Origin of the sequence: Kiloniella sp., from assembly GCF_048270245.1 — a bacterium.
Lineage (GTDB): Bacteria > Pseudomonadota > Alphaproteobacteria > Kiloniellales > Kiloniellaceae > Kiloniella.
This window is the reverse complement of the sequence record NZ_JBLWTH010000001.1, coordinates 755,797-781,856: the sequence shown is the minus strand read 5'-3', so window position 1 is coordinate 781,856 and position 26,060 is coordinate 755,797. Positions and strand designations below refer to the sequence as shown.

The window sequence follows — 26,060 nt, the reverse complement described above, 5'->3', positions numbered from 1 at the left end:
GCCTTTCATACTGTAAGCCTGATCAAAAGACCTCTAAGCGACTCACATTTTTGACTTTATTTGAGCCTAATATGGCTCTTTGATCGCCCGGCTTCAACCTTGTTCGTTATCCTTTAAACAAAGTTATCAAAAAATATCCTTAAAATATCGATGCAAAAGCTTCTCTATGCCTTCTCAAAAGCATATATAGGGAGGCAGAAGATATATCACGAAAGGCTTCAAGCATGTTTCTCGTTACTGGCGGCGCTGGTTTTATTGGTTCAAACCTCGTTGCGTCCCTTGTCGAACAAGGAAAATCCGTTGTCGTCAGCGACTGGCTTGGTCATGACGACAAATGGCGTAATCTGGCAAAACATGAGCTTGAAGATATTATAAAGCCCGAAGCACTGCCTGCGTTTTTAGCTGAAAATGCTGATAAGCTCGAAGGTGTTTTTCATATGGGAGCCATTTCGGCGACGACCGAAACCGACGGTGATGCTCTTATGGAAAACAACTTTAAACTCAGTAAAGATCTTTGGCATGTCTGCGCAAAACATAGCGTGCCTTACATCTATGCATCATCAGCAGCGACCTATGGCGGTGGAGAACACGGTTTTGACGACGAAGAAGATATCGCGCATCTGGCCAAACTCCAGCCCCTGAATGGCTATGGTTGGAGCAAACAGCTCTTTGATCGCTGGGTTGCCCGCCGTGTGGCGAATAAAGACCCGCAACCACCACAATGGGCTGGTCTTAAGTTTTTTAACGTCTACGGTCCAAACGAATACCATAAAGGTGGGCAAGCAAGCGTTGCTTTCCATCTTTTTAATCAAGTCATGTCAGGCGAAGCCGCAAAGCTGTTTCAATCACACCACCCAGACTATTCTGATGGCGGCCAATTGCGTGATTTTATTGCTGTGGAAGACTGTGTTCGGGTCATGATGTGGTTAAAAGACAACCCAACAGCAAGCGGCCTGTTTAATGTTGGAACGGGTCAGGCAAGATCTTTCGTGGATTTGGCCCGGGCTGTATTTTCGGCCATGGGTCGTAATGAAAATATAAAATATGTCCCAACGCCTGAAAATATTCGTGATAAGTATCAATATTTTACCGAAGCTCGCATGAGTAAACTTAAAAAAGCCGGGTACGATCATCCCTTCACATCGCTAGAAGAAGGCGTTCAGCGGTACGTCACAGAATTTCTTGCACAGGAAGACGCCTACAAATGACACAAGAACTGGTCTTCGCGGCTCTCACCTATCCAGAAATAGATCCCATCGCAATCAGCTTGGGTCCCTTGGCAATCCGCTGGTATTCGCTCGCTTATATATTCGGTATCATTCTTGGCTGGCGCTATTGCCGCTGGCTCTGCTTTCAGGCCCCAAGGCAATTACGGCCAATTGCCATGGATGATTTTATCGTCTGGGCAACACTCGGGATCATTCTTGGGGGCAGGTTAGGCTACGTTCTTTTCTATAACTTCACATACTTCCTCTATAATCCGCTTGAAATCTTTGCCGTTTGGCAAGGCGGGATGAGCTTTCATGGCGGGCTTCTCGGCGTCATCACGGCTATGGTGCTCTTCGCCCGTAAAGAAAAAATACATTTTCTTGCCCTTGCCGACATCATTGCCTGTGCAACCCCAATAGGCCTATTCTTTGGTCGCTTGGCGAACTTTATCAATGGCGAGCTTTTTGGGCGCATTACGACCGCTGAAATTGGCATGGTATTTCCGAACGGGGGGCCTCTACCTCGTCACCCAAGCCAACTTTATGAAGCGGGCCTTGAGGGGCTTACCTTACTCTTAATTCTCTATCTCGTTGCCCGCATTGGTGGTCTTCGTCGCCGGGGGCTCACAGCTGGATTGTTCTTGGTTGGATACGGCTTATCCCGAACAGTTGTAGAGTTCTTTAGAGAACCAGATGCTCATATCGGTTTTCTCTTCGCTGAAATAACAATTGGTCAGCTTCTGTCCTCTCCCATGATACTCATTGGCATTGGTCTTGTTGCTTTCGCTCTTCGCCAACCTCTTCAAACGACAGGGCCAGAGTTCAAACCAGAAGACATTTCCCCGAAAGAAGCGGACAAGGCGGCTAAAAAGAAAGCTTCATCGAATAAAAAATGAGTACAGCACCAGATAACAGGTCGCTTTTTGAAAGTTTTCGCCGTCGAATAAAACTCGAAGGAGCGATAACTGTTGCCGACTATATGGCCGATGTCCTTATCGCGCCAACGCATGGGTATTATATGTCGAATGAGCCCTTTGGCATATCCGGAGATTTCATAACCGCCCCGGAAATAAGCCAGATGTTCGGAGAACTCATCGGCTTTTGGTGCGCAGATACCTGGTACAACATGGGTGGCCCGACTGAAATCCATCTCATTGAGATGGGACCAGGGCGCGGCACGCTCATGAGCGATGTCATGCGCGCTGCTGCGATGGTCCCCGGCTTTCACCAAGCCGTAAAAATCCACCTGATTGAAGTCAGCCCAAAGCTTCGGAAAAAACAAAAAGAAACCTTAAGTGGATATGATGTCAATTGGTATGATGACTTAACCGACCTTCCCAACGGACCCAGCATATTCATAGCCAATGAATTTTTTGATGCCCTCCCTATTCGTCAGTTCGAGCGCTCACCCAAAGGTTGGTCCGAGCGATTAATCACCTTGAACGAAGATGAAACAGACCTGGTCTTTACCCTTTCCCCTCCCTCAAAATCCATTGAAACGATTATCCCTCAAGAGTTGGTAGGTAGTCATGAAGGTGCAGTCGTTGAACTATCATCCATAGCGGCTAACGTTTCGGCCCAAATATCTCACCATATTGTCAAACACGGTGGGGCAGGCCTTTTCGTCGATTATGGTTGGGCAATACCGACTGCAAAGCCGAGTTTGCAAGCTGTCCGCAATCACAAAAAGCACGATGTCTTACAGGAACCGGGCACAGCCGACCTTTCAGCCTTTGTTGATTTTCCCACACTGAAAAAATCCGCGGAAGCAAATGGGGCTTCTGTCCATGGCACAATAAGCCAAGAGGATTTCTTACGAAGCCTTGGAATAGAACAACGCGCCGAAATGTTGCGCCAAAATGCAGATGATAAACAGGCGATTGATATCACAGCAGCCGAACATCGTTTGACTGATCCCAGTCAAATGGGGAACCTCTTTAAAGTGATGGCCCTCACAAACCCGGATCAACCAACACCCGCCGCATTTCCAGAATCAAAGGAAGCAACATGATAAGAAGCCCCGCACTAGATCAACATAAGGGCATCAAACATGGCTTTCTCACTCGTCAGGATGGGGCCAGCCAAGGCCTCTATGCGTCGCTTAACTGTGGGTATGGTGCAGATGAAGCGAAAGAAAATGTAACGAAGAACAGAACCATTGCGCTTGAGCGCATGGGTTCTCCACAAGCAAAACTTGTCACGGGTTATCAGATTCATTCCGCAAATGTAGAGATTGTCAAAGCCCCTTGGAATTGCCCCGAAGATGCCCCGCAGGTCGATGCCTTGGTAACAGGTCAACCAGAGATCGCATTAGGTATTATGACCGCAGATTGCGCCCCTGTTCTTTTTGCAGACCCCGATGCGCAGGTAATCGGTGCAGCACATGCAGGTTGGCAGGGTGCGATCAAGGGAGTAACAGACAGTACAATTGATGCAATGGAAAGCCTCGGCGCAACCAGATCAAATATCTACACGGCAATTGGCCCCTGTATTGCGCAAGCCTCTTATGAAGTTGGTGCTGAGTTTGCACACCGTTTCTTTGAAGATACCGAAGATAACATAACCTACTTCATTCCTTCCCCGAGAGAAGGCAAATTTCTTTTTGACCTTCGACAGTATGTCGGGGACAGGCTCAAGAAATCCGGTGTAAAACAGGTGTCTATTTCCAAAAATGACACCTATGCCGAAGAAAACCTCTTTTTCAGTTACCGCCGATCCTGCCACCGAAAAGAAGCTGACTATGGCAGGGGCATATCCATTATATCATTGGAGAGAACAAACTAATGCCACATCTTATACTCTTCTTTTTAATGTGTATTCTCGGCATCCTCGCGACTTGCAGCTTTATGTGATTACTTATCTGGCACTGATACCCATGCTTTTTCCCATAACACAATCATATGATTAAATTTCTCCCTTTACTTTTCATTGCCTTGATAACGGCTTGCGGCCCCTTACCGCGCCCCTTCATGGCACAGGAACCAGACAGTAATCCGCTTTTGAAATTAGAGAACACGCGCCCTCTTGCCGTAGAACCACCAATTTTTGCATTACAGGAAGCAGGTATTGAACCAACAGACCTAACCATTTGGGCGCAGGATAATCTGAGCCAAGCTCTCAGAGATCAAAACCTACCCGCAGCAAACTACGCTTTTGCCTCAAACAGTTTACACCTATACAGCAGCTTTGAGGCAGAAACCATCAGTGAAGATCATGTTGTTATCAGCCTAAAAATAGGTGTTGCAGAAACAACCAATCCTAATCAGTTTTTGATAGAGTCAGAGGAACGGACGACGGTCCCCGCGATACATCTGAAAAAGAACTCAAAGCCTATTTTAGCAGAAATCATAAAAAGAGCCTCCCAAAACGTCAGTCTCAAAATTTCGCAACTTGATCAGGATACAGGCCCTCAGCCTCAAATTACAGATTATGTTCACATTCAACTTTCTTCTTTATCTGATCGCCTGGACGACAGAACCAAGAAAATACTGGAAAATGAACTAAGAGCATCATTTCAGCTCAGGGACCTCTACCTGACCCGCGAAACAACAGAAGATTCTGCCTACAAACTCAGCTTGGGAATAGAACTGTCGAAACAAGGCGAACAAGGAATACTGTCCTTACTCTGGATTCTTGAAGATAGCACAAGCGGAGAAGAAATCGGGCAAATAAGCCAAACGAACCCGGTACCTAATATTCCTCTTTCGCGAATACTGATTCCTGCCTCGGAAGCAATTTCAGAGGGAACAGCCATAGGAATCAAGGACCTACTGCAACAAAAGAGTCTTCAAAATCAAGCTGTTCTGAAATAAGAAACAAATGAATCTTTATGGGCGTTTACAGAAAAGACTGAGATTGCTAAGTTCCGCCCGTCCAATATGAAAACTGCCGACAAGTCATATGTTATGGCTTGTCCAGCCTAGCCGGGGATTTTGGCGTGAAGATCTTAACGGGTAACAGCAACCGACCATTGGCCGAGGCCATTTCTGCATATTTGAATCTACCACTGACCAAAGCATCAGTGCGACGGTTTTCTGATGAAGAAGTTTTTGTGGAGATCCATGAAAACGTGCGCGGTGAAGATGTATTTATTATTCAACCGACATCCTATCCCACCAATGACAACCTTATGGAACTCTTGGTAACGATAGATGCTCTAAAACGCAGCTCAGCGAGCCGTATAACAGCCGTAATGCCATACTATGGCTACGCGAGGCAGGATCGTAAATCCAGCCCCCGTACACCGATTTCGGCCAAGCTTGTTGCGAACCTAATTCAAACTGCCGGCGCGGATCGCGTTCTAACCATGGATCTCCATGCAGGACAGATTCAAGGTTTCTTTGACATTCCGACTGATAATCTTTTTGCAGCACCAGTCTTCATAAAAGATATTCAGGAACGCATGTCCAAAGGGCCTTTGACCATTGTATCGCCTGATGTCGGTGGTGTTGTCCGAGCCAGAGCCATTGCCAAACGCCTTGATGCTGATCTCGCGATCATCGACAAGCGTCGAGAAAAAGCTGGTGTTTCAGAAGTTATGAACATCATTGGCGATGTAAAAGGTCAACGTTGTATTCTTATCGATGACATCGTGGATTCGGCTGGAACCCTCTGTAATGCTGCTGGTGCTCTTAAAGATGCCGGCGCCACAGCTGTATCAGCTTACATTTCTCATGGTGTTCTATCTGGCGGTGCCGTTGCACGTGTTACGGCTTCACCACTTGAAGAACTTGTAACGACAGACTCAATCCAAGCGACAGAAGCTGTTCGTGTTGCACACAACATGCGTCAGATTTCTGTTGCTCCGCTTATGGGCGAAGCAATGCGCCGTATAAGTGATGAGCAATCGGTATCCTGTCTGTTTGACTGAATACCGCTAATTACTGCGGATTGATTTGACGAATAGCTTTCGTCCGTATACAACACGGGCGAATTCTCTGGCTCAGCACCCCTGGAGGCTGGTCAGTTACTGCAACGGCGGAGCAAATGCTCTGCCGCTGTCATTTTACTTTTGGAGACTAAAATGAGTGATATCACAAAAGTGAGCGCAGAAGCTCGCGATAGAGCCGGCAAGGGGCCCGCTCGTGCCGCTCGTCGTGCAGGCCTTGTTCCTGCCGTCATCTACGGTGCAAAAAAAGACCCTGTCATGATCAACTTGGACCCTCGTCCAATCACTAAAGAGTACAACTCTGGTCACTTTGGTACCCGTCTTTGGGAAATCGAAGTTAATGGCAAAAAAGAGCGTACACTTCCACGTGACATTCAATTGCATCCCGTAACAGACATGGTTGAACACGTTGACTTCCTTCGCGTTTCTGCGAAGACGTCCGTAAACGTTATGATTCCTGTACACTTTATCAACGAAGAAAATTGCCCCGGCCTTAAGCAGGGTGGTGTTCTTAACGTTGTACGTTACGACATCGAACTTTCTTGCCGTGCAGATCATATTCCAGAAAATATCGAAGTTGATATGGCTGGCATTGAACTCGGCGATAGCGTTCACATCTCTTCCGTTACACTTCCGGACGGCACAGAGCCAGTAATTTCCGATCGTGACTTCACAATCGCAACGATTGCTGTACCAAGCTCTGTTAAGTCTGCAAAAGCTGATGATGCTGGCGAAGAAGAAGGCGCTGGTGAAGAAGAAGCTGCTGCGGCAACCGAAGAGTAAGATCTCTCTCTTTTGATCTGAACCTAGAGGTAAACTGACATGCTATTGTTTGTAGGTCTCGGTAATCCAGGTCAAAAATACGAGAATAACCGACACAACATCGGTTTTATGGCGGTGGACGATATTGTCCACCGCCATAATTTTTCGCCTTGGCGTTCTCGTTTTCAAGGGAAAACCTCGGAAGGCAGGATTGGTTCGGAAAAAGTCCTGATCCTCAAACCAGAAACATATATGAACGAATCTGGTCGAGCTGTTGGCGAAGCAATTCGCTTTTTTAAAATTGCCCCCGAAGATGTCTTTGTCTTTTATGATGAACTTGATCTTGCTCCGGGGAAACTCCGCATCAAAAAAGCGGGGGGATCTGGTGGCCACAATGGCATCAAGTCAATAGATGCTCACATTGGTAAAGAATACTGGCGCTTACGCATGGGCATTGGCCACCCCGGACACAAAGAACGTGTTACCGGCCATGTTTTGGGAGACTTTTCAAAGACGGATCAAGATTGGCTCGGTAAAGAGATCGATGCCATTTCACGGCACATAGATCTTCTTGTAAAGGGTGACACCCCGGGCTTTATGTCAAAGGTCGCCCAAGATGTTACGCCACCGAGACCAAAAAAAGTACCCGCACAAAAAACATCCTCTCAGGCCCCCACAGGGGACCAAAACACGCCTAGAAAAGCAAAGCCAGAAACAACCAAAGCTGACACAAACGTCAAAAATAACAAAGACGGATGGCAATCGACCTTGGCTAACTGGTTTAGTAATAGTAAAAACCCCCAAGATTAATAATATCTTTAGTCATTGGCTGATTAAACAAACAACTGTTCTCGGCATCGCAAACCATGCTTTAGCGAGAACCATAGTGAAAGGGAATACCCATGGGTTTTAACTGCGGCATCGTCGGCTTGCCGAACGTAGGCAAATCCACGCTTTTTAATGCGCTAACTGAAACAGCAGCAGCCGAAGCGGCCAACTATCCTTTCTGCACCATTGAACCAAACGTCGGACGCGTTGCGGTACCTGATCCTCGTTTGGATAAGATTGCAACCATTGCCAGTTCGCAAAAGATCATTCCGACACAACTTGAATTTGTTGATATTGCCGGTCTTGTCCGTGGTGCATCCAAAGGTGAAGGCATGGGGAACGAGTTTCTTGGAAACATCCGTTCCGTTGATGCCATTGTCCACGTTTTGCGCTGCTTTGATGGTGAAGTAACCCACGTAGATGGATCAGTTGATCCTGTACGGGATGCCGAAACAGTCGAGACCGAGCTTCTTATTGCCGATCTTGAATCTGTTGAAAAACAAATCACATCGAATGCAAAGCGGGCAAAAGGCGGGGATAAAGAAGCCAAAGCCAAACTTGAAGTTCTCACCATCGTTGGTGAGGTTCTTCAAGAAGGGAACCCCGCAAGAACAGCAGAGATTTCTTCAGATCAACGCGACATTTATAACCAACTTCAGCTACTGACTGCTAAACCAGTTCTCTATGTTGCAAACGTCGAAGAAGAAAATGCTGCAACCGGAAATGATTATTCCAAGAAAGTAGAAGAAATGGCCGCTGCCTCTGGTGGTGTGAGCGTTATTATTTCTGCGGCAATCGAAGCCGAAGTTGCCTCCCTTTCCGATCCAGAAGAAAAGACAGAGTTCTTAGCCGATCTCGGCCTAGAAGAGACAGGTTTGAAAAGAATTATTGCAGCCGGGTATGGTCTCCTTGGCCTTCTGACATTCTTTACTGTTGGTCCCAAAGAAGCACGGGCGTGGACAGTTGTCGACGGATCAACGGCTCCAAATGCAGCGGGCGCTATTCACACGGACTTTGAACGTGGCTTTATTCGTGCCGAAACCATTGCCTATGATGATTACATCGAATGCAGTGGCGAACAGGGTGCGAAAGATGCCGGAAAAATGCGTGCGGAAGGAAAAGAATATATCGCGAAAGATGGTGATATATTCCACTTCCGTTTCAACGTGTAACAAATCACCATTCAAAGAATCCAGATTACTAAAAAAGGCGGAAGATCATACCGCCTTTTTTAGTGTCTGAGATTAGGACCATAACATCCTCTGGACTACCAGTATTCTGGATAAGACCTGTTTCGCGACAGATTGTTGGTGATCAAACCGACAAACAAAATAATCAGCGCACCACTTAATACCGGTGTGAAGACAAACGACCAATCAGCCCCTTCGAGCATAATCACAAGTGGTGTCGCCCCAGCTGGCGCATGCAGTGTTCGCGTTAGCTGCATAAAGGCAATCGCAGTTGCAACAGCCACCCCCATTGAAAACCAGTTTGCCCCAAGCGCTTCAAGGACAAGCAACCCTATTAATGCTGCAATCAGATGGCCAAGGACGAGACTACGCGGCTGGGCCAAGGGACTATTAGGCACCCCGAAGACTAGTACACAACTTGCCCCAAATGGCGCCATAAAAAACAGAGCCCCAGCCTGGTCAGATAGCCACGCGATAGCACCAATCGCAACCATTGCCCCAAGCCAACTCCACCAAATATGACTAACACTCGGAATAGCAGGAACAGCTGTCCCTCTTCCCCGATACTTCGTAAGGTAATTTTTCATCACATAGACCCAAATTTCATCCAAGGCTGGATATAAGGCAAGTATACTGATCGTTCTATTTTTATATTGTTATCATATCATCAGATTTACGAATTGAAGGGATAACCTAAAAAAAAGGAAGAATGTTATTAGAGTGCATCGAAGGCGAGAACAACCCCACAAGCATCATTTTTCTGAAGCCTGATACGCGAATCACCTTCTCTTTGGTAACTCACCCTATATTGATCAAAATAAGCCTGTGTAGCCTTTAAATCCCCTACCCAAAGATGAAAAGCAATCATATATCCGTCAGCTGCGCCATCATTTGGTTCAATACCCGGATAAAAGCGGTTAATATCTTCTGGCGCAATAAACCGTAAAACCTGTTTGCGCTCGCTTACATAAACATCAATACACCCATCTGTAACAACAACCGCGTCTGCACCAAAAAACTCGGAATACTTGGTAATCACATCGCTCGGGTTCGGGGTTACATAAACCACCCGTTTGATACCACGGGCACCATTTGCATGTGCAAGCCACTGACTTTGCCACACCACGTCTGGTGTTTTGTGGTCACAAACAAAAGAAGATATTTTAGGGCTAACCTGATTATCATATCGCAAAAGCTCAAAGGCAGGCATGACGTCACCATGTTCCAGTTCGAGTATGCGTTTCAAATCCTTGGGGCCGTCAATAGGAACTCCCGCTTCTTTTAAACAAGCAGCCGTCTGCCCTATATCTTCACTTCTAAACGCAAGGCCTAATCCACCTTCACCATTTTCAAGAAAAACATCCAGTCCATTGGTATCCTGATTTTTATCAACGATACCAATAAGCTCCAGATAATCACCCGGGAACATAATGCAATAGTTGGCCGTTCCCCAACCAATATGACGCCCCCGGGGTGTTAAGCGAAACCCTAGACGGAGGTAATGATGACGTGCCTCTTCCAATTGCTGCACACCAATCAACAGGTGATCAATCCCCTTGAGAGACGAACTGAATAGCATTCAATTTTCCTTAAAATTATTCAGCAGGTATTATTCGGCTGCTTCAACCTACTCCATTTACAACGATATAGGAATCTCCCTTATCTGCCAGATATATTCCGCTGTTATTTTCACGCTGATACATTCACAAGAAAAACGCCAGAAAACGACACAAAAAAGGCTGCTCTAACTGAGCAGCCTTTTTTTTAAACCAAGACGATGTCTTAGTGAACTTTAGCAAATACCTTACGCTTTGCAGCATACATAACCAGTGTGAAAATAATCAGAAAGATCATAACTTTCACGCCTGTATTTTTACGCGCTTCAAGCTTTGGCTCAGCCGCCCACATCAAGAAGTGGCTGACATCCGCTGCCATTTGATCAACAGTCGCCGCAGTGCCATCGCCATATTCCACAGCATCTTCTGAAAGTGGCGGTGCCATTGCAATCAGATGACCTGGAAAATACTTGTTGTAGCTCAGATCGCCAGTCTCGAAACCTTCTGGCGCATCTTCATAGCCTGTCAACAACGCACGCACAAAACTTGGACCGCCGACACGAGCTTTTGCCATTAGCGAAAGATCAGGTGGCGCTTTACCGCCGTTTGATGCCGCCGCAGCTTTTTCGTTAGGGAATGGTGACGGGAAATAATCGGACGCAATTGCGTTGCGTTCAAACATTTCGCCTTCGTCATTCGGCCCGTCTTCAACTGTATATTCAGACGCAATTGCTTTGATCTCATCAACATTGTACCCGAGATCAGTCAAGTTACGGAACGCGATCAAGTCAAGTGAATGACATCCAGAGCAAACTTCTTTGTAAACTTGGAAACCACGTTGTAGCGAAGCTTTGTCATAAGTGCCAAAAACACCGTCAAAGCTCCATTCATAATCTGGCAATGGAACAGCATCTCCTGCTGCATTAGCAGGAACTGTTGCAAAGCCAAGGGCCGCAGCAAAGAGGCCAGACAGAATTTTCTTCATTAGTCGTTCCTCTCTCAAGATTTCAATACGGCTTCATGGATAGAGCTTGGTAATTCGCGCGGACGTTCAATCATCGGCAGTATAACAGGCAGCAATATCAAGAAGTGGAAGAAGTAGTAGGCAGTCGCGATCTGACTTGCAACAACGTACCAACCTTCAGCGGGCTTACCACCAAGGTAACCAAGGAAGAGGCCATTGATAAGGAAAATCCAGAAGAAGACCCGAGCAACAGGACGGAACTTACAGCTACGAATTTTGGAACGATCCAACCACGGTAGAACAAACAAAACGGCAATCGCACCGAACATGGCAAGAACGCCACCAAGCTTATCAGGAACCGCACGCAGAATTGCGTAGAAAGGCAGGAAGTACCATTCTGGAACAATATGCGCAGGTGTCGATAGCGGGTTCGCAGGAATGTAGTTATCCGGATGCCCCATATAATTTGGTGCCCAGAATAAGAACCCAGCAAACAGTATCAAGAAAACACCAAGACCGAACAGATCTTTGATCGTGTAATAAGGCTGGAACGTCAGGCTGTCCTGAGGACCTTTCATATCAATGCCAAGCGGGTTGTTCGATGTCACAGTGTGAAGGGCCACAATGTGAAGAACAACAACGGCAACGATAATGAATGGCAACAGATAATGCAGCGCAAAGAAACGGTTCAGTGTTGGATTATCAACAGAGAAACCACCCCAAAGCCAGGTAACGATATTTTCACCAACAACCGGAATGGCCGAGAATAGGTTCGTAATAACTGTCGCACCCCAGAAGCTCATTTGCCCCCATGGAAGAACGTACCCCATGAACGCAGTGGCCATCATCAACAAGAAGATAACAACACCCAACTGCCAAAGAAGTTCGCGTGGCGCCTTATAAGATCCGTAGTACAGTCCACGCATCATGTGGATATACACAGCAATAAAGAAAAACGATGCCATGTTCATATGGATATAACGGATCAACCAACCGTTATTCACATCGCGCATGATACGTTCAACAGAATTGAACGCCATATCAACATGTGCGGTGTATTGCATCGCGAGAATGATACCCGTTACGATCATTGTAACCAGAGCAAATCCGGCTAGTGACCCAAAGTTCCAAAGATAATTCAGGTTCTTTGGCATTGGGTATTCATAAAGGGTGTGATGTCCCATAGAGATTAGAGGCAGACGATCCTCAACCCACTGGACGACTTTATTATTTGTTTTAAAACTCATGACCTGTTCCCCCTAGCCGATCTTGATAGAGTTGTCAGTCAAGAAGACATAAGGCGGTACTTCCAGGTTCTTCGGAGCTGGCCCCTTACGAATACGCCCGGATGTATCATAGTGTGAACCATGGCAAGGACAGAACCATCCGCCATAATCACCCCGTGATTCACCAGTCTTCTGACCAAGTGGAACACATCCAAGGTGCGTACAAACACCAACTAGAATAAGCCACTCAGGTTTTTCCACACGATCTTCATCCGTCTGTGGATCAGGAAGGTCAGCTAGCGGAGTTTCCTCAGCACCGGCAATTTCCTCAGCTCCACGACGTCTGATAAACACAGGTTTACCGCGCCAGGTAATGGTTACGGACTGACCTTCTTCGATCGGTGACAAATCTACCTCAGTAGAAGATAGAGCCAGAACATCCGCCGAAGGATTCATAGAATCAATCATCGGCCATATTGCACCAGCAGCCCCGACAACGGTCATAGCCCCGGCCGTCAGGTACAGAAATTCACGCCGGGTCTCACCGGACCCTTGGGCGGAACTTTCAGGATTCGCGCCGTCTGCCATTTGTGTAATCCCTATTTTCATCTCTCAAGCTTACAACTCTAAAACAAAGAGCTGCGATACGATACAGGATTTTTGGGCCATTGCCCTTGTCCAACCCTAATTGCGCCCCCATCTAAGCATCGCAGGATGCAAGAACGGATGTGACATCCTGTCGCACTTAGGACTAGTCCTATATTTAGTGACAGGGATATAAAGGATTTGTCATAGAAAGGCAAAGACTCTAAGTGTGAGTCGGACAGGTAAATAACGTTTTTTCCGTCACTTCCGTATTTATGGCCCACATTTATAGCTATATCTTTACCTCATTATAGAGATGAACAGCATGCGTCTTGCTCTTTACCAACCGGATATTCCACAAAACACAGGAACAATGCTTCGAATGGCTGCCTGCCTTGATGTCGCAGTCGACATTATCGAACCCTGTGGCTTTGTTCTTAACGACAAACGCATGAAAAGATCCGGCATGGATTATCTGGATCAAACCGAACTTGTTCGCCACACATCCTGGGATGCTTTTAATCATAGTCGGCTGGAAAGCACACAACCAAAGCGTTTGATCCTACTGTCAACGAAAGCCGCCAAGCCTTACACAAATTTTTACTTCCAACCCGACGATATACTTATGGTTGGCAGAGAATCAGCCGGTGTTCCTGACGATGTGCATCAGGCAGTTGACCATTCTGTTCTCATACCGATGGCGATAGGCGTGCGCTCCTTGAACATTGCAGTATCTGCTGCAATGGTTCTGGGCGAAGCTCTGCGACAGACAGGTGGATTTCCTGTCCCAAGCACCGTATAACGTTATACGATTATATTATTATATCCAAGAACACCGTAACCCCACGAGTATCAGATGTACCAACGGCAAGATCCGACAAGCCCTTTCCCGAATCACGGCGCGCCCGAAGATCATAAAGAGCAGGCTCAGCGTTGGTTCAGACAACTCAGGGATAGCATTTGTGCCGAGTTCGAACGGCTGGAGGACGAACTCTCCGGTACGGTACTGGCAAAGCTTGGCGGGCCTGATGCAGGCCGTTTTGAAAGAAAACAGTGGGATCGCGACGGTGGTGGCGGTGGTGAAATGTCCATCATGCATGGGCGCGTATTTGAAAAGGTGGGGGTCAATATATCCACGGTTATGGGGGAGTTCAGCGACGAATTTTCCAAACGCATTCCCGGCGCTGATAAAGACCCGAGATTCTGGGCAAGTGGTATATCACTTGTTGCCCATATGCACTCCCCACTCGTACCAGCAGTACACATGAACACCCGCCATATCGTCACGACCACCAGTTGGTTTGGCGGTGGTGGTGATTTGAATCCCATGTATCCAGTCGATCATGACACCCATGACTTTCATCGGGCCTACAAAGATGCCTGTGACAAACACAACCCTGGTTTCTTCCCCATCTTCAAAGAATGGTGTGACGAATATTTCTATATTCCCCACAGGAATGAAGCCCGTGGTGTCGGTGGTATTTTCTACGATTACCTGAATACCGGAAACTGGGACGCAGACTTTGCCTTTACACAGGATGTGGGTAGAGCATTCTTGGATATATATCCACAGATTGTGCGCCGCCACATGCACAAAGACTGGAACGACGAACAGCGAAAACATCAACTTTTCCGCCGAGGCCGCTATGCAGAATTCAACCTGCTTTACGATCGCGGCACCATGTTTGGCCTCAAAACGGGTGGAAATGTCGAAGCAATCCTGATGTCTATGCCACCAGAGGCAGCTTGGCCATAGCACCTCTCTTAAACACGCCCACTTTGAAAAACCGGAATAGTTCGCCCGACACCTGAAATTAACACCAAAAGCATAAATCAAATCATCCGAAGGAACCTTCTTATGCTATCGGTACCGCAAAAGATTATATTGGAAACAGATCGTCTGATCGTTAGGGAAATTGACGAAGCTGACGCTCCCTTTATTTTACGTCTTTTGAATGATCCTGCTTTCATTAAAAACATTGCCGACAAAGAAATCAGAACACTGGACCAAGCCTGCGATTACATTAATTCAGGCCCCGTCACCAGTTATAGAGAAAACGGCTTTGGCCTCTTCGTATTAGTCTTGAAAGAGGGCAAAGCCTCAATCGGCATGTGCGGGCTGGTCAAACGCGATGGGCTCGATGACCCCGATATTGGCTATGCCCTTCTTCCAGAATATTGCTCAAAAGGGTACGCTGTCGAAGCAGCTAACGCTGTTCTAGAATACGGACATACTCAGTTAGGAATAGATAAAATCGTCGGCATCGTGAACCCCGATAATACTGGGTCAGCCAAAGTGCTTGAAAAAATTGGTCTGGTATTTGAAAAAATGATCACGGTGTCTGAAGACCTGCCGGAAACCAAATACTATATATCAAGAAAAACAACTAGATAATCTAGGCTAAACCTTCAAAGCATAAGCCAGGCACTGGTCTTGATCAGGTTGAAACGATTGTTCAATCCACCAATCTTCCGTCGCCTTTAGCAGCCGCCCCATTTTTGGTCCCGGCTCGACCCCTGCCTGAATAAGATCGCGTCCGTGTAGCGGGAAGAAAACCGGACGCCATTCCTCGACAATTTTTGCACGATATTGAATATTTTTATTTTTGAAATCATCGCCATCTCTTGCCACTTGTAAACGGAGCAGGTCCGAGACCAGCCCAGCACCAATACGATAGAGAGCTTCTTTAAACAGCATTTCATCCGTACCAGAATCAATTTCGTACTCAGGCTTTATCAAAGAGAGAAAATGCTGTTTTTCTGCTGTTGAAAACCGTAAGCGGTCGGGGATGGTAACTTTATCTTTGGCCTCTCCCCCTTCTAGTAAAGCAACCAACCGAACAAGAGGGTCTCTACGACCTTCCAGCGGTATAAACCGTGCCAAACAACCACCGGAAAGAATTTCGGGCAGAAAGGGAGAAAAAATCTGATTTTCCAACATAACATTTATAACGGGCATCGGGTTTGGTGCCGACAGAAGCCTCATTATCTCGCTATGAATACGTTCCGCAGACAAATTTTTGAGCATATGTTTTTTTGACGTGGCTGCCGTTACACCTTCCTCATCAAAAACATCCGTACCGTACCACGCTTGAAATCGGAAAAACCTTAGTAATCGAAGGGCATCTTCTTCGATGCGAGTTTCCGCCTCACCAACAAATCGAACGCGACTTTCTTTGAGATCCTCAATCCCGCCAAAAGGATCAAACACCGTTCCATCCAGGCGGCAAGACAAGGCATTCATCGTCAAATCGCGGCGGGAGGCATCTTCTTCCCAATTATCTGTGTAGGCCACAGTTGCATGACGGCCATCTGTTTCGACATCGACCCGTAGTGTTGTAATTTCAAAAGCCTGATGATTGCAGACGGCCGTAATCGTACCATGATCAAGCCCCGTCGGGATCGCTTTGATCTTTGCGGCCTCTAATAGCTTGATCACCGTTTTCGGGTGATCAGGTGTTGCAATATCAATGTCCTTGATTTCACGTCCCAGCATGGCATCGCGCACACAACCGCCAACGAAACGAACGTCTTGCCCCTTAGCAGATAAGGCTTGCATCACCTGTTGGGTTTCTTCTGTCAGCATCCATCGCTGATTCTCTAACTTGTACGTCACTGTCATCAATCAATATCGGTATTATCCAGAACTTTTGGCTGGTAACTCGGCGGCACAAGGCTGTCGCCCGGGGCTGGGCCGGAATTAGAAGAGAAAATTCCCATCGCAATACCTGCGAGAACAACACCGCTTAAAAATAGCCAGGCCCAAGGACCACGCTCTATCCATGGCAAATCTTCTTCGCGCATTGCCCCTTCTGATTCAGAGCGGGCTCTTCTTGTTACAAGGTAATAGGCAAGATAAAGAGCAAACGGCAACAGAATTGGCAAAAGGATTAGAAGTAGTCTGGTCAGCATTCGCTGTTATTCCCCATTACAAGTTATATGATTATTAGAAAAATTATTGTTCTGATTAAGGCTTAGAACCTCGCACAAGTTTACCAACATGCCCGCCGTCGCCCCCCAAATAAAATAGTCATTAAAGGGAAAAGCATAATAATATCGACGATAGCCTTCAAATTCGCGAAAATGGCGTTGGCGGCTTTCAGGGGCTAAAAAGAAATTCAAAGGAACTTCAAACACTTCAGCAACTTCAAAACTGTCCGGCTCAACAGGAAAAGGTGGTTTAATAAGACCAACGACAGGTGTGATCACAAATCCTGTACGGGTCACATAAGTATCCAGCTCCCCAATAATACTGACATGTTTACGGGGAAGACCGACCTCTTCTTCCAGTTCTCGCAAGGCGGTATCACAATGGTCTTTGTCTGTTGGGTCAACACGCCCCCCCGGGAAACTGACCTGCCCCGCATGATCATGAAGATGATCTGTTCGTTTTGTAAGAAGTACTGTAAACCCCTCTTCTCTCTCAACAAGAGGTACAACCACGGCGGCGGCTGTTTTATTCCGCGTCGGATCAAAAAATCCCGGGTTTAAGTCATGATCACCTCGCGTGCTATCTTGCTCTGATGGCACGGCTTTTTGCTGTGCAAAAATCTGTGTCAGCCTCTGAGATGTCCAATTCAAACCCACGCTTTGTACCGTCCTTTTCTATAATAATAGACTGATATTGGGTACGGTTATTCAACCTTACCCAGCAGATGAAATACCCCTGAGCTCCATACGCCGACTTCACTGCCCTTTATTTCAGCTAAATCCATCAACTGATAGTAAACGGCACGTAAGATACGGGCCTCTAAGTTTTGTCTTACCAATATATAGGGTGAGGGCTCGCCACTTTCATCTTTATAATCAATTCGAATCGGATGATCCTTATCCAGATCAAACCACTGATCCATATTGTTGCGAAATGATAGGACTTGCTCCTTCCCTTGTCCGTCGTTTTTAAGTTCAACAATCGTAAAGGGAACGTCTTCGACAACAATCTGGGCTTTTTCTACTGGCGTCACTAACCAATATTCGCCGTTCTCATCACGTTTAAGAACTGTCGAAAATAATCGCGCGAGGGCTTTTCGCTCAATTTCCCGTCCTTCATGAAACCAAATGCCATTACGGTCTATACGCATATCAACATCACTGGTTATCGGTAACTTACGGACGGCTTCGGCTAAATCACTTTTATCTGACGTGTCACTACAATCTGTCATCTTTTTGTGGCCCTATAAGCAAGAGATCACTGTTGATTGATCGGATATCACTATGCAAACGCTTGTTTTAAGTTCATTATAACCAAGGTGTTAATGAATGCGTCAAAGAACAAATGTATACTACCATAGGATACATCTGGGCAATGGCCTTGGATATGTAGTCAACAACACAGATACCGGCTTAGTCCAAACACTTAGGCAGCGATATATTTGAAGTTAAGTCAAAAGAGGAAATAAAATGGACACTACGGATAGAAATCCGAGTACAACATTATCCGAAGACCTAACCTTACAGGCAGATCAGCTCTGCACTCGCCTTGCACAACTCAATAAAAATCTAGGAAAAGTTGTCTTCGGGCAAGAAGGTGTCATTGAGCAAGTCTTAATCACCTTATTAGCCGGGGGACACGGCCTGCTCGTCGGGGCACCGGGACTAGCGAAAACCAGGTTGGTCGAAAATCTTGGTATCGTCTTTGGCTTACAGGAAAAACGTATTCAATGTACACCCGACCTGATGCCTTCAGATATCATTGGTTCAGAGGTCCTTGAAGAAGACGACGATGGTCGAAGATCTTTCCGCTTTATTCAAGGACCTGTTTTCTCACAACTTCTAATGGCCGATGAAATCAACCGAGCCAGCCCCAGAACTCAGTCAGCCCTGTTGCAGGCAATGCAGGAACATACTGTCACCGTCGCCGGGCAAAGCCACAAATTACCCTCTCCTTTTCATGTTCTTGCAACCCAGAACCCCTTAGAGCAGGAAGGAACCTATCCTCTCCCGGAGGCACAGCTTGATAGATTTCTTTTAGAGATATATGTCGGCTATCCTGACAGAGAAGCTGAAAAACAGATGCTTCTTGCCACGACCGGAACAAGCGAACCCGAAGCAGAAGGCATTTTAACAGCACGTGAGCTTCTTGCGGCACAAAAGCTAGTCAGGGAAATTCCTGTCGGCGAAGATGTTTTAGAGGGAATTTTATCGCTGGTTAGAAATGGCCGCCCTGAAGAAACCGAAGATGATTTTGTAAAACAGTTCGTCGCTTGGGGGCCCGGACCACGCGCCAGTCAAGCCTTGATGATGGCCAGTAAAGCGCGATGCCTGTTACAGGGGAGATTAAGCCCATCACTAGATGATGTGATAGCCTTGGCTGCACCGGTTTTAAGGCACAGAATTCATCTGGACTTCACAGCCAGAGCTGAAGGCATAACCGTATCAAAGATTATTAAGCGCCTTATCGCCCCCCTGAACTAGAGGGTTAATATGTACAAACGGGCTCCATCAATAGAAGCTTCTGCAGAGAAGCTTTCAGCAGCACTTCCCCCTCTTCTGATTGAAGCAGAGCGTGTTGCCGCAACAGTTTTCCAAGGGGCCCATGGAAGACGCCATGTCGGACAAGGTGACGAGTTCTGGCAATACAGGCACTATAGTCCTGGGGATTCCCCGCGTAAAATTGATTGGCGTCGTTCCGCCAAGTCTGACCCTAATTCTGAAAATGCAGGAATCTTTATCCGTCAAAAAGAGTGGGAATCTGCCCAAAGCTTATGGCTCTGGAATAATACTGCCCCTGGAATGGATTGGGCTTCTGACAAAAAACTGGTAACAAAAAAACATCGAGCTTCAGTTCTTAGCTTAGCACTTGCACAGCTTCTCATTCGAGGTGGAGAAAAAGTCGGACTGGCCGGCGCGGACATCCCTCCTTCAAATTCCAGAAAAAATCTTTATACCATCGCGCAACAGCTGGAAAATCAAAATTCAGATAATAAAAACAAAGAAGATAAGCATCCCGAATATGAACTCTCTCAAGGTCATCGTTTTGCTCAAAACGCTGCTCTTGTATGCTTCTCCGATTTTCTCACCCCCTTATCTGAACAGAAGAAAGTCTTTGCAAATCTTGCGCACAAAAACCTTCGTGTTTGGCTGGTGCAGGTTCTCGATCCTGCAGAAATGAACCTGCCCTACACAGGACGAGTGAAGTTTCAACAACCGGATGGGGACGGCGAGCTCTTACATTCTGATGTTGAATCTATCCGTGATCTCTATATCGATCGTATCAGGGCACATAACAAAGACCTGTCCCGCCTCGTCAAAAAATGGGGGTGGAACCACATCCTCCACACAACAGATAAATCACCGGAATCAACACTTTTGACCCTCTACCGAAGCATCTCTGAACGTCAGAATGCTTTCACACAAACCAGAGGAGAAAACCCAAACGACACCGTAAGTGAGGCAAAAACAAGCAGGGAAAATGTGGGGTCAGGGTATGCTTGACTTAGGGATCATAGGATTTTTAAATCCGTGGCTCTTACTTGGCCTCATCACGCTCCCTGTTGTTTGGCTGATTCTACGTATAACGCCACCTGCGCCAAAAAAAGTTACCTTTCCAGCATTGCGACTTCTCTTGGGTTTACAAGGATCAACCTCCAAACCTCAAAAGACAGCTTGGTGGCTTATTCTCCTTAGAATATTGATTTTAGTTATTCTTATTCTAGCTTTATCTGAACCCATATATGCCCCTGTAAAGCGAACCGATAACAACTACAACACACTTGTTTTGTTGGATAATGACTGGGCCTCAACAAACAGCTGGACCAAACAGCTTGCAACGTTGCGCTCTGTTCTTGAACAAAATAAAGGTAGCAATAAACAAGTAGCTGTTTTGACTACCGCAAAAGACACGACTGGACAGTATCATTTTTCCGGCTTCAAAAATCCCGAAAATCTTTTGACCAATTTAGAACAGCTCTCGTCAATCCAAAGCTGGCAATCTGACCTGCAAGGCGCCCTAAAACAAGTCGAAGAAGAACTTGAACGTTATCATCCTCTCAAAGTTTTATGGCTTTCTAACGGGTTGCTCTCTACATCACAAACAAACGAAACATTAGAACGATACATACCTTTTGCCACATCAGAGATTTATCTCCCGCTCAATGAGAATCTTCCACTATGGATTACGAACATAACCCCCGACAGAAGTGGATTGAAGATAACCGTAGAACGTGGCTTCGAGGGCCCAGAAACAGAAGAACGAGTAGCTGCTCTTTCAGGCAAGAATGAAATACTGGCCTCAGAAAACATTACTTTTGCTAAGGGTGAGAAAGCTGTTTCAGTAACCATTAACATGCCCAATGAGCTTTATAACAAAGCACAAAAGGTAATGATTGTGGGAAAGAATACCGCAGCAACAACCTTCTTACTTGATCAGAGTAATTATCGTTTCCCCGTCGGAATTCTTACAGCGGCAGGCCAAAAGGATAACAAATCCCTTCTTGGTGAGCACTATTATCTTCAACGGGCTTTAAGCCTGTTTACAGACGTCAGATACGGATCTGTGAAAGAACTGTTGTCTCGAGAACTTTCAACAATTGTTTTAACTGATAAAGAAAGCATCCCTTCTGATGACGAAGAAACACTCAATCAGTGGATCAACCAAGGCGGCCTTCTTTTAAGGTTTTCCGGTCCCAATCTGGCAGAGAAAAGGGACAAGTTTATTCCTGTTCCTCTTCGCAGTGGCTATAGAAATCTGGAAGGGAACTTAACATGGGAACAGCCCCTTACCCTTGAAAAATTTGACAAGAGCAGCCCGTTTTTTGGCCTCCCTCACAACACAGAAATAACGGTATCCGGCCAGTTGCTAGCTCAACCTACGCCGGAACTCGATAGCCACACGTGGGCTAGGCTTCAAGACGGCACTCCTCTTGTCACTGCAGACAGTCATGGGGATGGCATGATGGTATTGGTACACACCTCATCAAACACGCGCTGGTCTAATCTGGCTTTGTCGGGCTCATTTATTGATATTCTTAGACGCATATTACAGTTTGGTCAGGGTGTTGGCGCAACCAATGCATCAGACAGTAAACTTCCTGTACATGATATACTTGATGCCTATGGCAACCTTATTCCCATAGAAAATTCTTCCATAACACTGGATACAGCCCCAAACAAAAAGATCACCGCTCAGAACATTGGTCCGAAAATCCCCCCTGGATACTATGGCAAAGACAAAAGGCAAAAAGCTGTAAACTTGGCAGGCAATTTGCCAAACATTCAAAAAAATGACTTTCAAGCCGACGATCGGCAAATTTATGAATCCAGGAAAGAAAGTCCGCTCCAAGTTCCTTTGCTTTTCATAGCTCTTACCTTATTCCTTTTAGATCAAGCGCTGACCCTATGGCTCAGAGGATTGCTGTCAAGTGCAGTTATCGGCAGACCTGTCGCTGTTATTCTGCTTCTTTTGCTTCCCATGACCCTGACGCCTACTCATAACGCGACAGCACAAGACGTCAAAGAACCATTAGACAGCCAAGGTATCGAAGCAACACTGAACACCTACCTTGCCTATATTATTACTGGGGATAACAAGGTCGATGCTGACAGTCATTCAGGGTTAGCCGGTCTCTCACTCCAATTGCACAGACGTACAGCCGTAGAAAATGTCAGAGTTACAGGCGTGGATTTAGACCGAGACCAAATCTCGCCTTATCCCTTCCTCTATTGGCCAATAACTGCGCTTCAAGAACCGTTGACTGCGCGGGGCAAACGACAACTGAATGAGTACATCAGCAATGGCGGTTTAATTTTGTTTGACCTGCGCGAAGCTTCAAACACCCTGAACTCTGCATTGGGGTCACAGGGGAATGCGCAATACCTGCAGATGCTGACGGATGAGATAAATATCCCACAGATGGAACCTGTTCCTGCTGGTCATGTGATCACACGGTCTTTTTACCTTCTGGAAAGCTTCCCCGGTCGCAATAATAACCGTGATTTTTGGACGGAAAGTACGGACCCCTATCGGAATGACGGTGTTGCGAGAATTTTGATCGGATCAAATGACTGGTCCCGCGCCTGGGCCATAAATGGGCAGGGGCACCCTCTCTATGCCATGGTACGAGGCGGAGAACGCCAACGAGAACTCGCCTATCGGTTTGGTATCAATCTGGTTATGTACGCATTAACGGGTAACTACAAAGAGGATCAGGTTCACATTCCCCATATTCTAGAGAGATTAGGTCAATGATCTCTAGTTACGGAATAGAATGGCAGCCTCTCGTTCCCCTTTGGATGATCTATGTGATCATCGGCTTTGCGCTGATTTCAATACTTTCGCTCTTTTTCCTCAAAAATAAGGGCGGGGAATTCAGAGCTGTCTTCTTGGCGATTATTGCTGTTTTTTTAGCCAATCCCAACCTGCACAAAGAAGTCAGTGAGGCTTTGCCAGAACTCGTTCTCGCCATTATAGACAACAGTCAATCAATGAGCTACGGCAAGCGAAAAAGCCAAGCTGCTAATGCGCTAACCTCGCTGCATGAACAAGTTAATCAACGGTCAGATCTTATCCTTAAAACAATACAAATTAACGGCGACGCTGAAAACGGTACTAAATTATTCGAAGAAATATATCTAACTGCTGAAGATAAAGAGCGTCTGGCCGGTATTGTTATTATCTCAGACGGGCAGATTCACGACATTCCCAAAACACTGGAAGGAACACAGTTTCCACAAGATATTCCCCTTCATTTGTTTTTAACAGGTGATCCCGACAAAGGGGATCGCCGTATTGTTATTGAACAGGCCCCTGCCTTTGGGATTATAGATCAAAAAACCGAGCTTTCATTTAAAGTCATCGACGAAAATATTAATAAAACAGGTGCCCCGGCAACAATTACGTTACGAAAAAATGGTGAGGTTGTTGCAGAATTTGAAACCCCGATTAACCAGACAATTACGCATGAGCTGACACTGGAAAATCGGGGCGAAGCAACTTTCGATATCACGGCAAAAACCTTGGATGAAGAAATCACCCCGATCAATAATCAGGCTGTTTTTACAGCAAATGGTGTTCGAGACAGACTAAAAGTTCTTTTGATTTCAGGAGAGCCCCACCCCGGCGAGCGCGCATGGCGGAATATTCTCAAAGAAGACCCTTCTGTCGATCTCATCCACTTTACGATTCTACGACACCCCAGCAAACAAGATGGTACCCCCATCAGAGAGCTTTCCCTGATTGCCTTTCCGATACACGAACTATTCGAGGTGAAGCTGGCAGACTTCGACCTGATCATTTTTGATCAATACCAGCGCCAAGGCTTCCTGCCCAGTCATTACCTGACCAATATCGTAAGATACGTTAAACAAGGGGGGGCTCTTTTGGAAGTTGGCGGCCCTGGCTATGCCTCACCAGCGTCGCTCTACAACACAGCTTTGGGCAGCATTCTTCCTGCTGAACCACTGGGCAAAGTATCTGAACAAGCTTTTCAGCCACTGATCACACAAATGGGGCTACGCCACCCTGTAACAGCACGTCTGCCTAAGGCCAATCTTTCACACGATGAAAAACCACAGTGGGGACGTTGGTTCAGACAGGTTGAAACAGATACGATTGGTGGATCAACCCTTATGACTGGAAACAACCAACTCCCTTTGCTTATTCTGGATCATTACGAAGCAGGACGTGTCGCACAGATAACCAGTGACCACATCTGGTTATGGGGACGAAATATCGAAGGTGGGGGGCCACAAACAGAACTAATTCGACGTTTGGTACACTGGCTCATGAAAGAACCTGAATTGGAAGAAGAAATATTAAAGGCCCGATTAAAGGATCAACAGCTTACGATCACCCGCCAGAGTATGTCAGAGAAAGAAGCCACACTTTCTATAACCAGCCCATCAGGAAAAGTAACTGAGACCACACTCAAAGCCGATACGCATGGCTACGCCTCAACAAGGATAGAGGCGACTGAACCTGGCCTTTACACAATTAATGATGATATCCATACGGTCGTTGCCCAACAAGCACTCAGCGGACCCGAGCATGAAAAAGTACGCGCAGATCCTGCACCGCTTGCCTCAGTCATAGGAACAAGCAAAGGCGGCATATATCATCTTAAAAATATTACCCCAAATTTACGCCTCGTAAGAGGGAATGGTACTCTCACCGGAAAAGAATGGGCCGGGCTGCAGGCACAAAAAGCCGAGAAGCTAATTGGATCAACACGACACCCGCTTCTTCCCCCGTGGATTTTCTTATCCCTACTACTCTTAACAGCATTCGGGGCCTGGTATCGCGAAGGCCGTTAGACTTTTTGAATAACCCGTTCTTCGTAGGTATTTTCCCAAGGTACTAATTCCCCTTTGGGAAGGATGCCAAAGGGGATATTTTGAAGTGACAGGACCTGAAATTTATCAGCACTGACAGGGACAGGCATCTCAAACCCAAGAGGTTTAGCAAGTTCAAAACCGTAAGGCGCATAATAAAGGTGCTCCCCGACAACGAAACACAAACGGTACCCCATTTTGCGCGCTTTATTCAGTCCATGTTTAACGAGAGCTTTTCCGATACCCTTGCCCTGTAAATCTGGCTGCACCGCCAAAGGTCCCAAAAGGAGAGCTGTTTCATCACCAACAAGTACAGGCCAAAAACGGAGTGTTCCCAGCAATTTTCCAGAAGAAGGCGACCGTACCGAAAAGCTTAAATCAGGAGCAGCAGAAACATCAGTCCGAAAAGAGTAAGAAGGACGGGATTTTCGTTCAACTCCAAACGTCAAATCCAGTAGTTTATCAATCTGTGCTTCATCCGTAGCATTTTGAAGGGTAATCGTATAGTCACACATGGTACATCCTGCATTAGTGCCAGCTCTAAGAGCCTGTACTTTTATTTATCAAAGACATCTTTTTTGCTAGC

Annotated in this window: 26 protein-coding genes; 16 read left to right on the top strand and 10 right to left on the bottom strand. The window is 46.4% G+C overall.

The genetic code is table 11. From position 1 onward, the window contains the following. Nucleotides 1–224: 224 nt before the first annotated feature. The 9 genes from rfaD to ychF all read left to right on the top strand — a co-directional run bounded on the left by rfaD (nucleotide 225) and on the right by ychF (nucleotide 8,858). On the top strand, nucleotides 225–1,208 hold the full coding sequence (gene rfaD, locus ACN0W5_RS03680) for an ADP-glyceromanno-heptose 6-epimerase (RefSeq protein ID WP_417452875.1): 984 nt from the start codon (nucleotides 225–227) through the stop codon (nucleotides 1,206–1,208). Next, on the top strand, nucleotides 1,205–2,104 hold the full coding sequence (gene lgt / locus ACN0W5_RS03675) for a prolipoprotein diacylglyceryl transferase (RefSeq protein ID WP_417452874.1): 900 nt from the start codon (nucleotides 1,205–1,207) through the stop codon (nucleotides 2,102–2,104). Before rfaD ends, lgt begins: the two co-directional genes overlap by 4 nt. After that, nucleotides 2,101–3,219, top strand: a complete 1,119-nt coding sequence (locus ACN0W5_RS03670; RefSeq protein ID WP_417452873.1) for a class I SAM-dependent methyltransferase — start codon at nucleotides 2,101–2,103, stop codon at nucleotides 3,217–3,219. The genes lgt and ACN0W5_RS03670 overlap by 4 nt, the downstream gene beginning before the upstream one ends. Beyond that, the gene (gene pgeF, locus ACN0W5_RS03665; RefSeq protein WP_417452872.1) at nucleotides 3,216–3,992 is read left to right on the top strand and encodes a peptidoglycan editing factor PgeF; all 777 of its coding nucleotides are present in this window, start codon (nucleotides 3,216–3,218) and stop codon (nucleotides 3,990–3,992) included. The genes ACN0W5_RS03670 and pgeF overlap by 4 nt, the downstream gene beginning before the upstream one ends. A gap of 116 nt (nucleotides 3,993–4,108) precedes the next feature. Then, nucleotides 4,109–5,020, top strand: a complete 912-nt coding sequence (locus tag ACN0W5_RS03660) for a hypothetical protein (RefSeq protein WP_417452871.1) — start codon at nucleotides 4,109–4,111, stop codon at nucleotides 5,018–5,020. A gap of 125 nt (nucleotides 5,021–5,145) precedes the next feature. Next, nucleotides 5,146–6,078 (top strand): ribose-phosphate pyrophosphokinase, encoded by a 933-nt coding sequence (locus tag ACN0W5_RS03655; protein ID WP_047762369.1) that lies wholly within the window; start codon nucleotides 5,146–5,148, stop codon nucleotides 6,076–6,078. A 153-nt stretch (nucleotides 6,079–6,231) separates the two neighbouring features. Then, nucleotides 6,232–6,879, top strand: coding sequence for a 50S ribosomal protein L25/general stress protein Ctc (locus tag ACN0W5_RS03650; protein WP_417452870.1), 648 nt, complete (start codon nucleotides 6,232–6,234; stop codon nucleotides 6,877–6,879). A 39-nt stretch (nucleotides 6,880–6,918) separates the two neighbouring features. Further along, nucleotides 6,919–7,668 (top strand): aminoacyl-tRNA hydrolase, encoded by a 750-nt coding sequence (pth, locus tag ACN0W5_RS03645; RefSeq protein ID WP_417452869.1) that lies wholly within the window; start codon nucleotides 6,919–6,921, stop codon nucleotides 7,666–7,668. A 92-nt stretch (nucleotides 7,669–7,760) separates the two neighbouring features. Then, nucleotides 7,761–8,858 carry a redox-regulated ATPase YchF gene (gene ychF, locus ACN0W5_RS03640; protein ID WP_417452868.1) on the top strand — a complete coding sequence of 366 codons (1,098 nt, stop codon included), beginning with the start codon at nucleotides 7,761–7,763 and terminating at the stop codon, nucleotides 8,856–8,858. A gap of 95 nt (nucleotides 8,859–8,953) precedes the next feature. On the opposite strand, the gene ACN0W5_RS03635 is transcribed toward ychF, so the two are convergent. From ACN0W5_RS03635 to petA, 5 genes are all read right to left on the bottom strand, one after another. After that, on the bottom strand, nucleotides 8,954–9,463 hold the full coding sequence (locus tag ACN0W5_RS03635) for an HPP family protein (RefSeq protein ID WP_417452867.1): 510 nt from the start codon (nucleotides 9,461–9,463) through the stop codon (nucleotides 8,954–8,956). 128 nt (nucleotides 9,464–9,591) lie between these two features. After that, complete coding sequence (locus ACN0W5_RS03630; RefSeq protein WP_417452866.1) at nucleotides 9,592–10,455, bottom strand: VOC family protein; 864 nt, start codon at nucleotides 10,453–10,455, stop codon at nucleotides 9,592–9,594. Nucleotides 10,456–10,658: 203 nt separating this feature from the next. Then, a complete protein-coding gene (locus ACN0W5_RS03625; protein ID WP_299372303.1) occupies nucleotides 10,659–11,417 on the bottom strand; it encodes a cytochrome c1 in 759 nt (252 codons plus the stop codon). A gap of 14 nt (nucleotides 11,418–11,431) precedes the next feature. Beyond that, on the bottom strand, nucleotides 11,432–12,643 hold the full coding sequence (locus ACN0W5_RS03620) for a cytochrome b (RefSeq protein ID WP_417428221.1): 1,212 nt from the start codon (nucleotides 12,641–12,643) through the stop codon (nucleotides 11,432–11,434). Nucleotides 12,644–12,655: 12 nt separating this feature from the next. Beyond that, nucleotides 12,656–13,210, bottom strand: coding sequence for a ubiquinol-cytochrome c reductase iron-sulfur subunit (gene petA / locus ACN0W5_RS03615; protein ID WP_299372298.1), 555 nt, complete (start codon nucleotides 13,208–13,210; stop codon nucleotides 12,656–12,658). A gap of 322 nt (nucleotides 13,211–13,532) precedes the next feature. Here petA and ACN0W5_RS03610 point away from each other — a divergent pair, with 322 nt between their 5' ends. From ACN0W5_RS03610 to ACN0W5_RS03600, 3 genes are all read left to right on the top strand, one after another. Then, nucleotides 13,533–14,009, top strand: coding sequence for a tRNA (cytidine(34)-2'-O)-methyltransferase (locus ACN0W5_RS03610; protein ID WP_417452864.1), 477 nt, complete (start codon nucleotides 13,533–13,535; stop codon nucleotides 14,007–14,009). 54 nt (nucleotides 14,010–14,063) lie between these two features. Beyond that, nucleotides 14,064–14,963 carry an oxygen-dependent coproporphyrinogen oxidase gene (gene hemF / locus ACN0W5_RS03605; RefSeq protein ID WP_417452863.1) on the top strand — a complete coding sequence of 300 codons (900 nt, stop codon included), beginning with the start codon at nucleotides 14,064–14,066 and terminating at the stop codon, nucleotides 14,961–14,963. Nucleotides 14,964–15,065: 102 nt separating this feature from the next. Continuing rightward, the gene (locus ACN0W5_RS03600; protein ID WP_417452862.1) at nucleotides 15,066–15,602 is read left to right on the top strand and encodes a GNAT family N-acetyltransferase; all 537 of its coding nucleotides are present in this window, start codon (nucleotides 15,066–15,068) and stop codon (nucleotides 15,600–15,602) included. Nucleotides 15,603–15,608: 6 nt separating this feature from the next. On the opposite strand, the gene ACN0W5_RS03595 is transcribed toward ACN0W5_RS03600, so the two are convergent. Genes ACN0W5_RS03595 through ACN0W5_RS03580 form a run of 4 tightly spaced genes read right to left on the bottom strand, consistent with a single transcriptional unit; the run spans nucleotide 15,609 to nucleotide 18,369 of the window. After that, nucleotides 15,609–16,829 (bottom strand): CCA tRNA nucleotidyltransferase, encoded by a 1,221-nt coding sequence (locus tag ACN0W5_RS03595; RefSeq protein ID WP_417452861.1) that lies wholly within the window; start codon nucleotides 16,827–16,829, stop codon nucleotides 15,609–15,611. After that, on the bottom strand, nucleotides 16,829–17,119 hold the full coding sequence (locus ACN0W5_RS03590) for a hypothetical protein (protein WP_417452860.1): 291 nt from the start codon (nucleotides 17,117–17,119) through the stop codon (nucleotides 16,829–16,831). Before ACN0W5_RS03590 ends, ACN0W5_RS03595 begins: the two co-directional genes overlap by 1 nt. Nucleotides 17,120–17,125: 6 nt before the next feature. Then, nucleotides 17,126–17,788 carry a CoA pyrophosphatase gene (locus ACN0W5_RS03585; protein ID WP_417452859.1) on the bottom strand — a complete coding sequence of 221 codons (663 nt, stop codon included), beginning with the start codon at nucleotides 17,786–17,788 and terminating at the stop codon, nucleotides 17,126–17,128. Nucleotides 17,789–17,841: 53 nt separating this feature from the next. After that, on the bottom strand, nucleotides 17,842–18,369 hold the full coding sequence (locus tag ACN0W5_RS03580; RefSeq protein ID WP_417452858.1) for a DUF1285 domain-containing protein: 528 nt from the start codon (nucleotides 18,367–18,369) through the stop codon (nucleotides 17,842–17,844). Nucleotides 18,370–18,607: 238 nt separating this feature from the next. Here ACN0W5_RS03580 and ACN0W5_RS03575 point away from each other — a divergent pair, with 238 nt between their 5' ends. Genes ACN0W5_RS03575 through ACN0W5_RS03560 form a run of 4 tightly spaced genes read left to right on the top strand, consistent with a single transcriptional unit; the run spans nucleotide 18,608 to nucleotide 25,456 of the window. Beyond that, on the top strand, nucleotides 18,608–19,621 hold the full coding sequence (locus ACN0W5_RS03575) for an AAA family ATPase (protein WP_417452857.1): 1,014 nt from the start codon (nucleotides 18,608–18,610) through the stop codon (nucleotides 19,619–19,621). Nucleotides 19,622–19,630: 9 nt separating this feature from the next. Further along, entirely contained in the window at nucleotides 19,631–20,641 is a 1,011-nt protein-coding gene (locus tag ACN0W5_RS03570) for a DUF58 domain-containing protein (RefSeq protein WP_417452856.1), read from the top strand. Next, a complete protein-coding gene (locus ACN0W5_RS03565) occupies nucleotides 20,634–23,393 on the top strand; it encodes a DUF4159 domain-containing protein (RefSeq protein ID WP_417452855.1) in 2,760 nt (919 codons plus the stop codon). Before ACN0W5_RS03570 ends, ACN0W5_RS03565 begins: the two co-directional genes overlap by 8 nt. After that, on the top strand, nucleotides 23,390–25,456 hold the full coding sequence (locus ACN0W5_RS03560; RefSeq protein WP_417452854.1) for a hypothetical protein: 2,067 nt from the start codon (nucleotides 23,390–23,392) through the stop codon (nucleotides 25,454–25,456). Before ACN0W5_RS03565 ends, ACN0W5_RS03560 begins: the two co-directional genes overlap by 4 nt. Here the strand turns inward: ACN0W5_RS03560 and ACN0W5_RS03555 are convergent. Next, a complete protein-coding gene (locus tag ACN0W5_RS03555) occupies nucleotides 25,453–25,989 on the bottom strand; it encodes a GNAT family N-acetyltransferase (protein ID WP_417452853.1) in 537 nt (178 codons plus the stop codon). The genes ACN0W5_RS03560 and ACN0W5_RS03555 overlap by 4 nt on opposite strands. Nucleotides 25,990–26,060 lie beyond the last annotated feature (71 nt).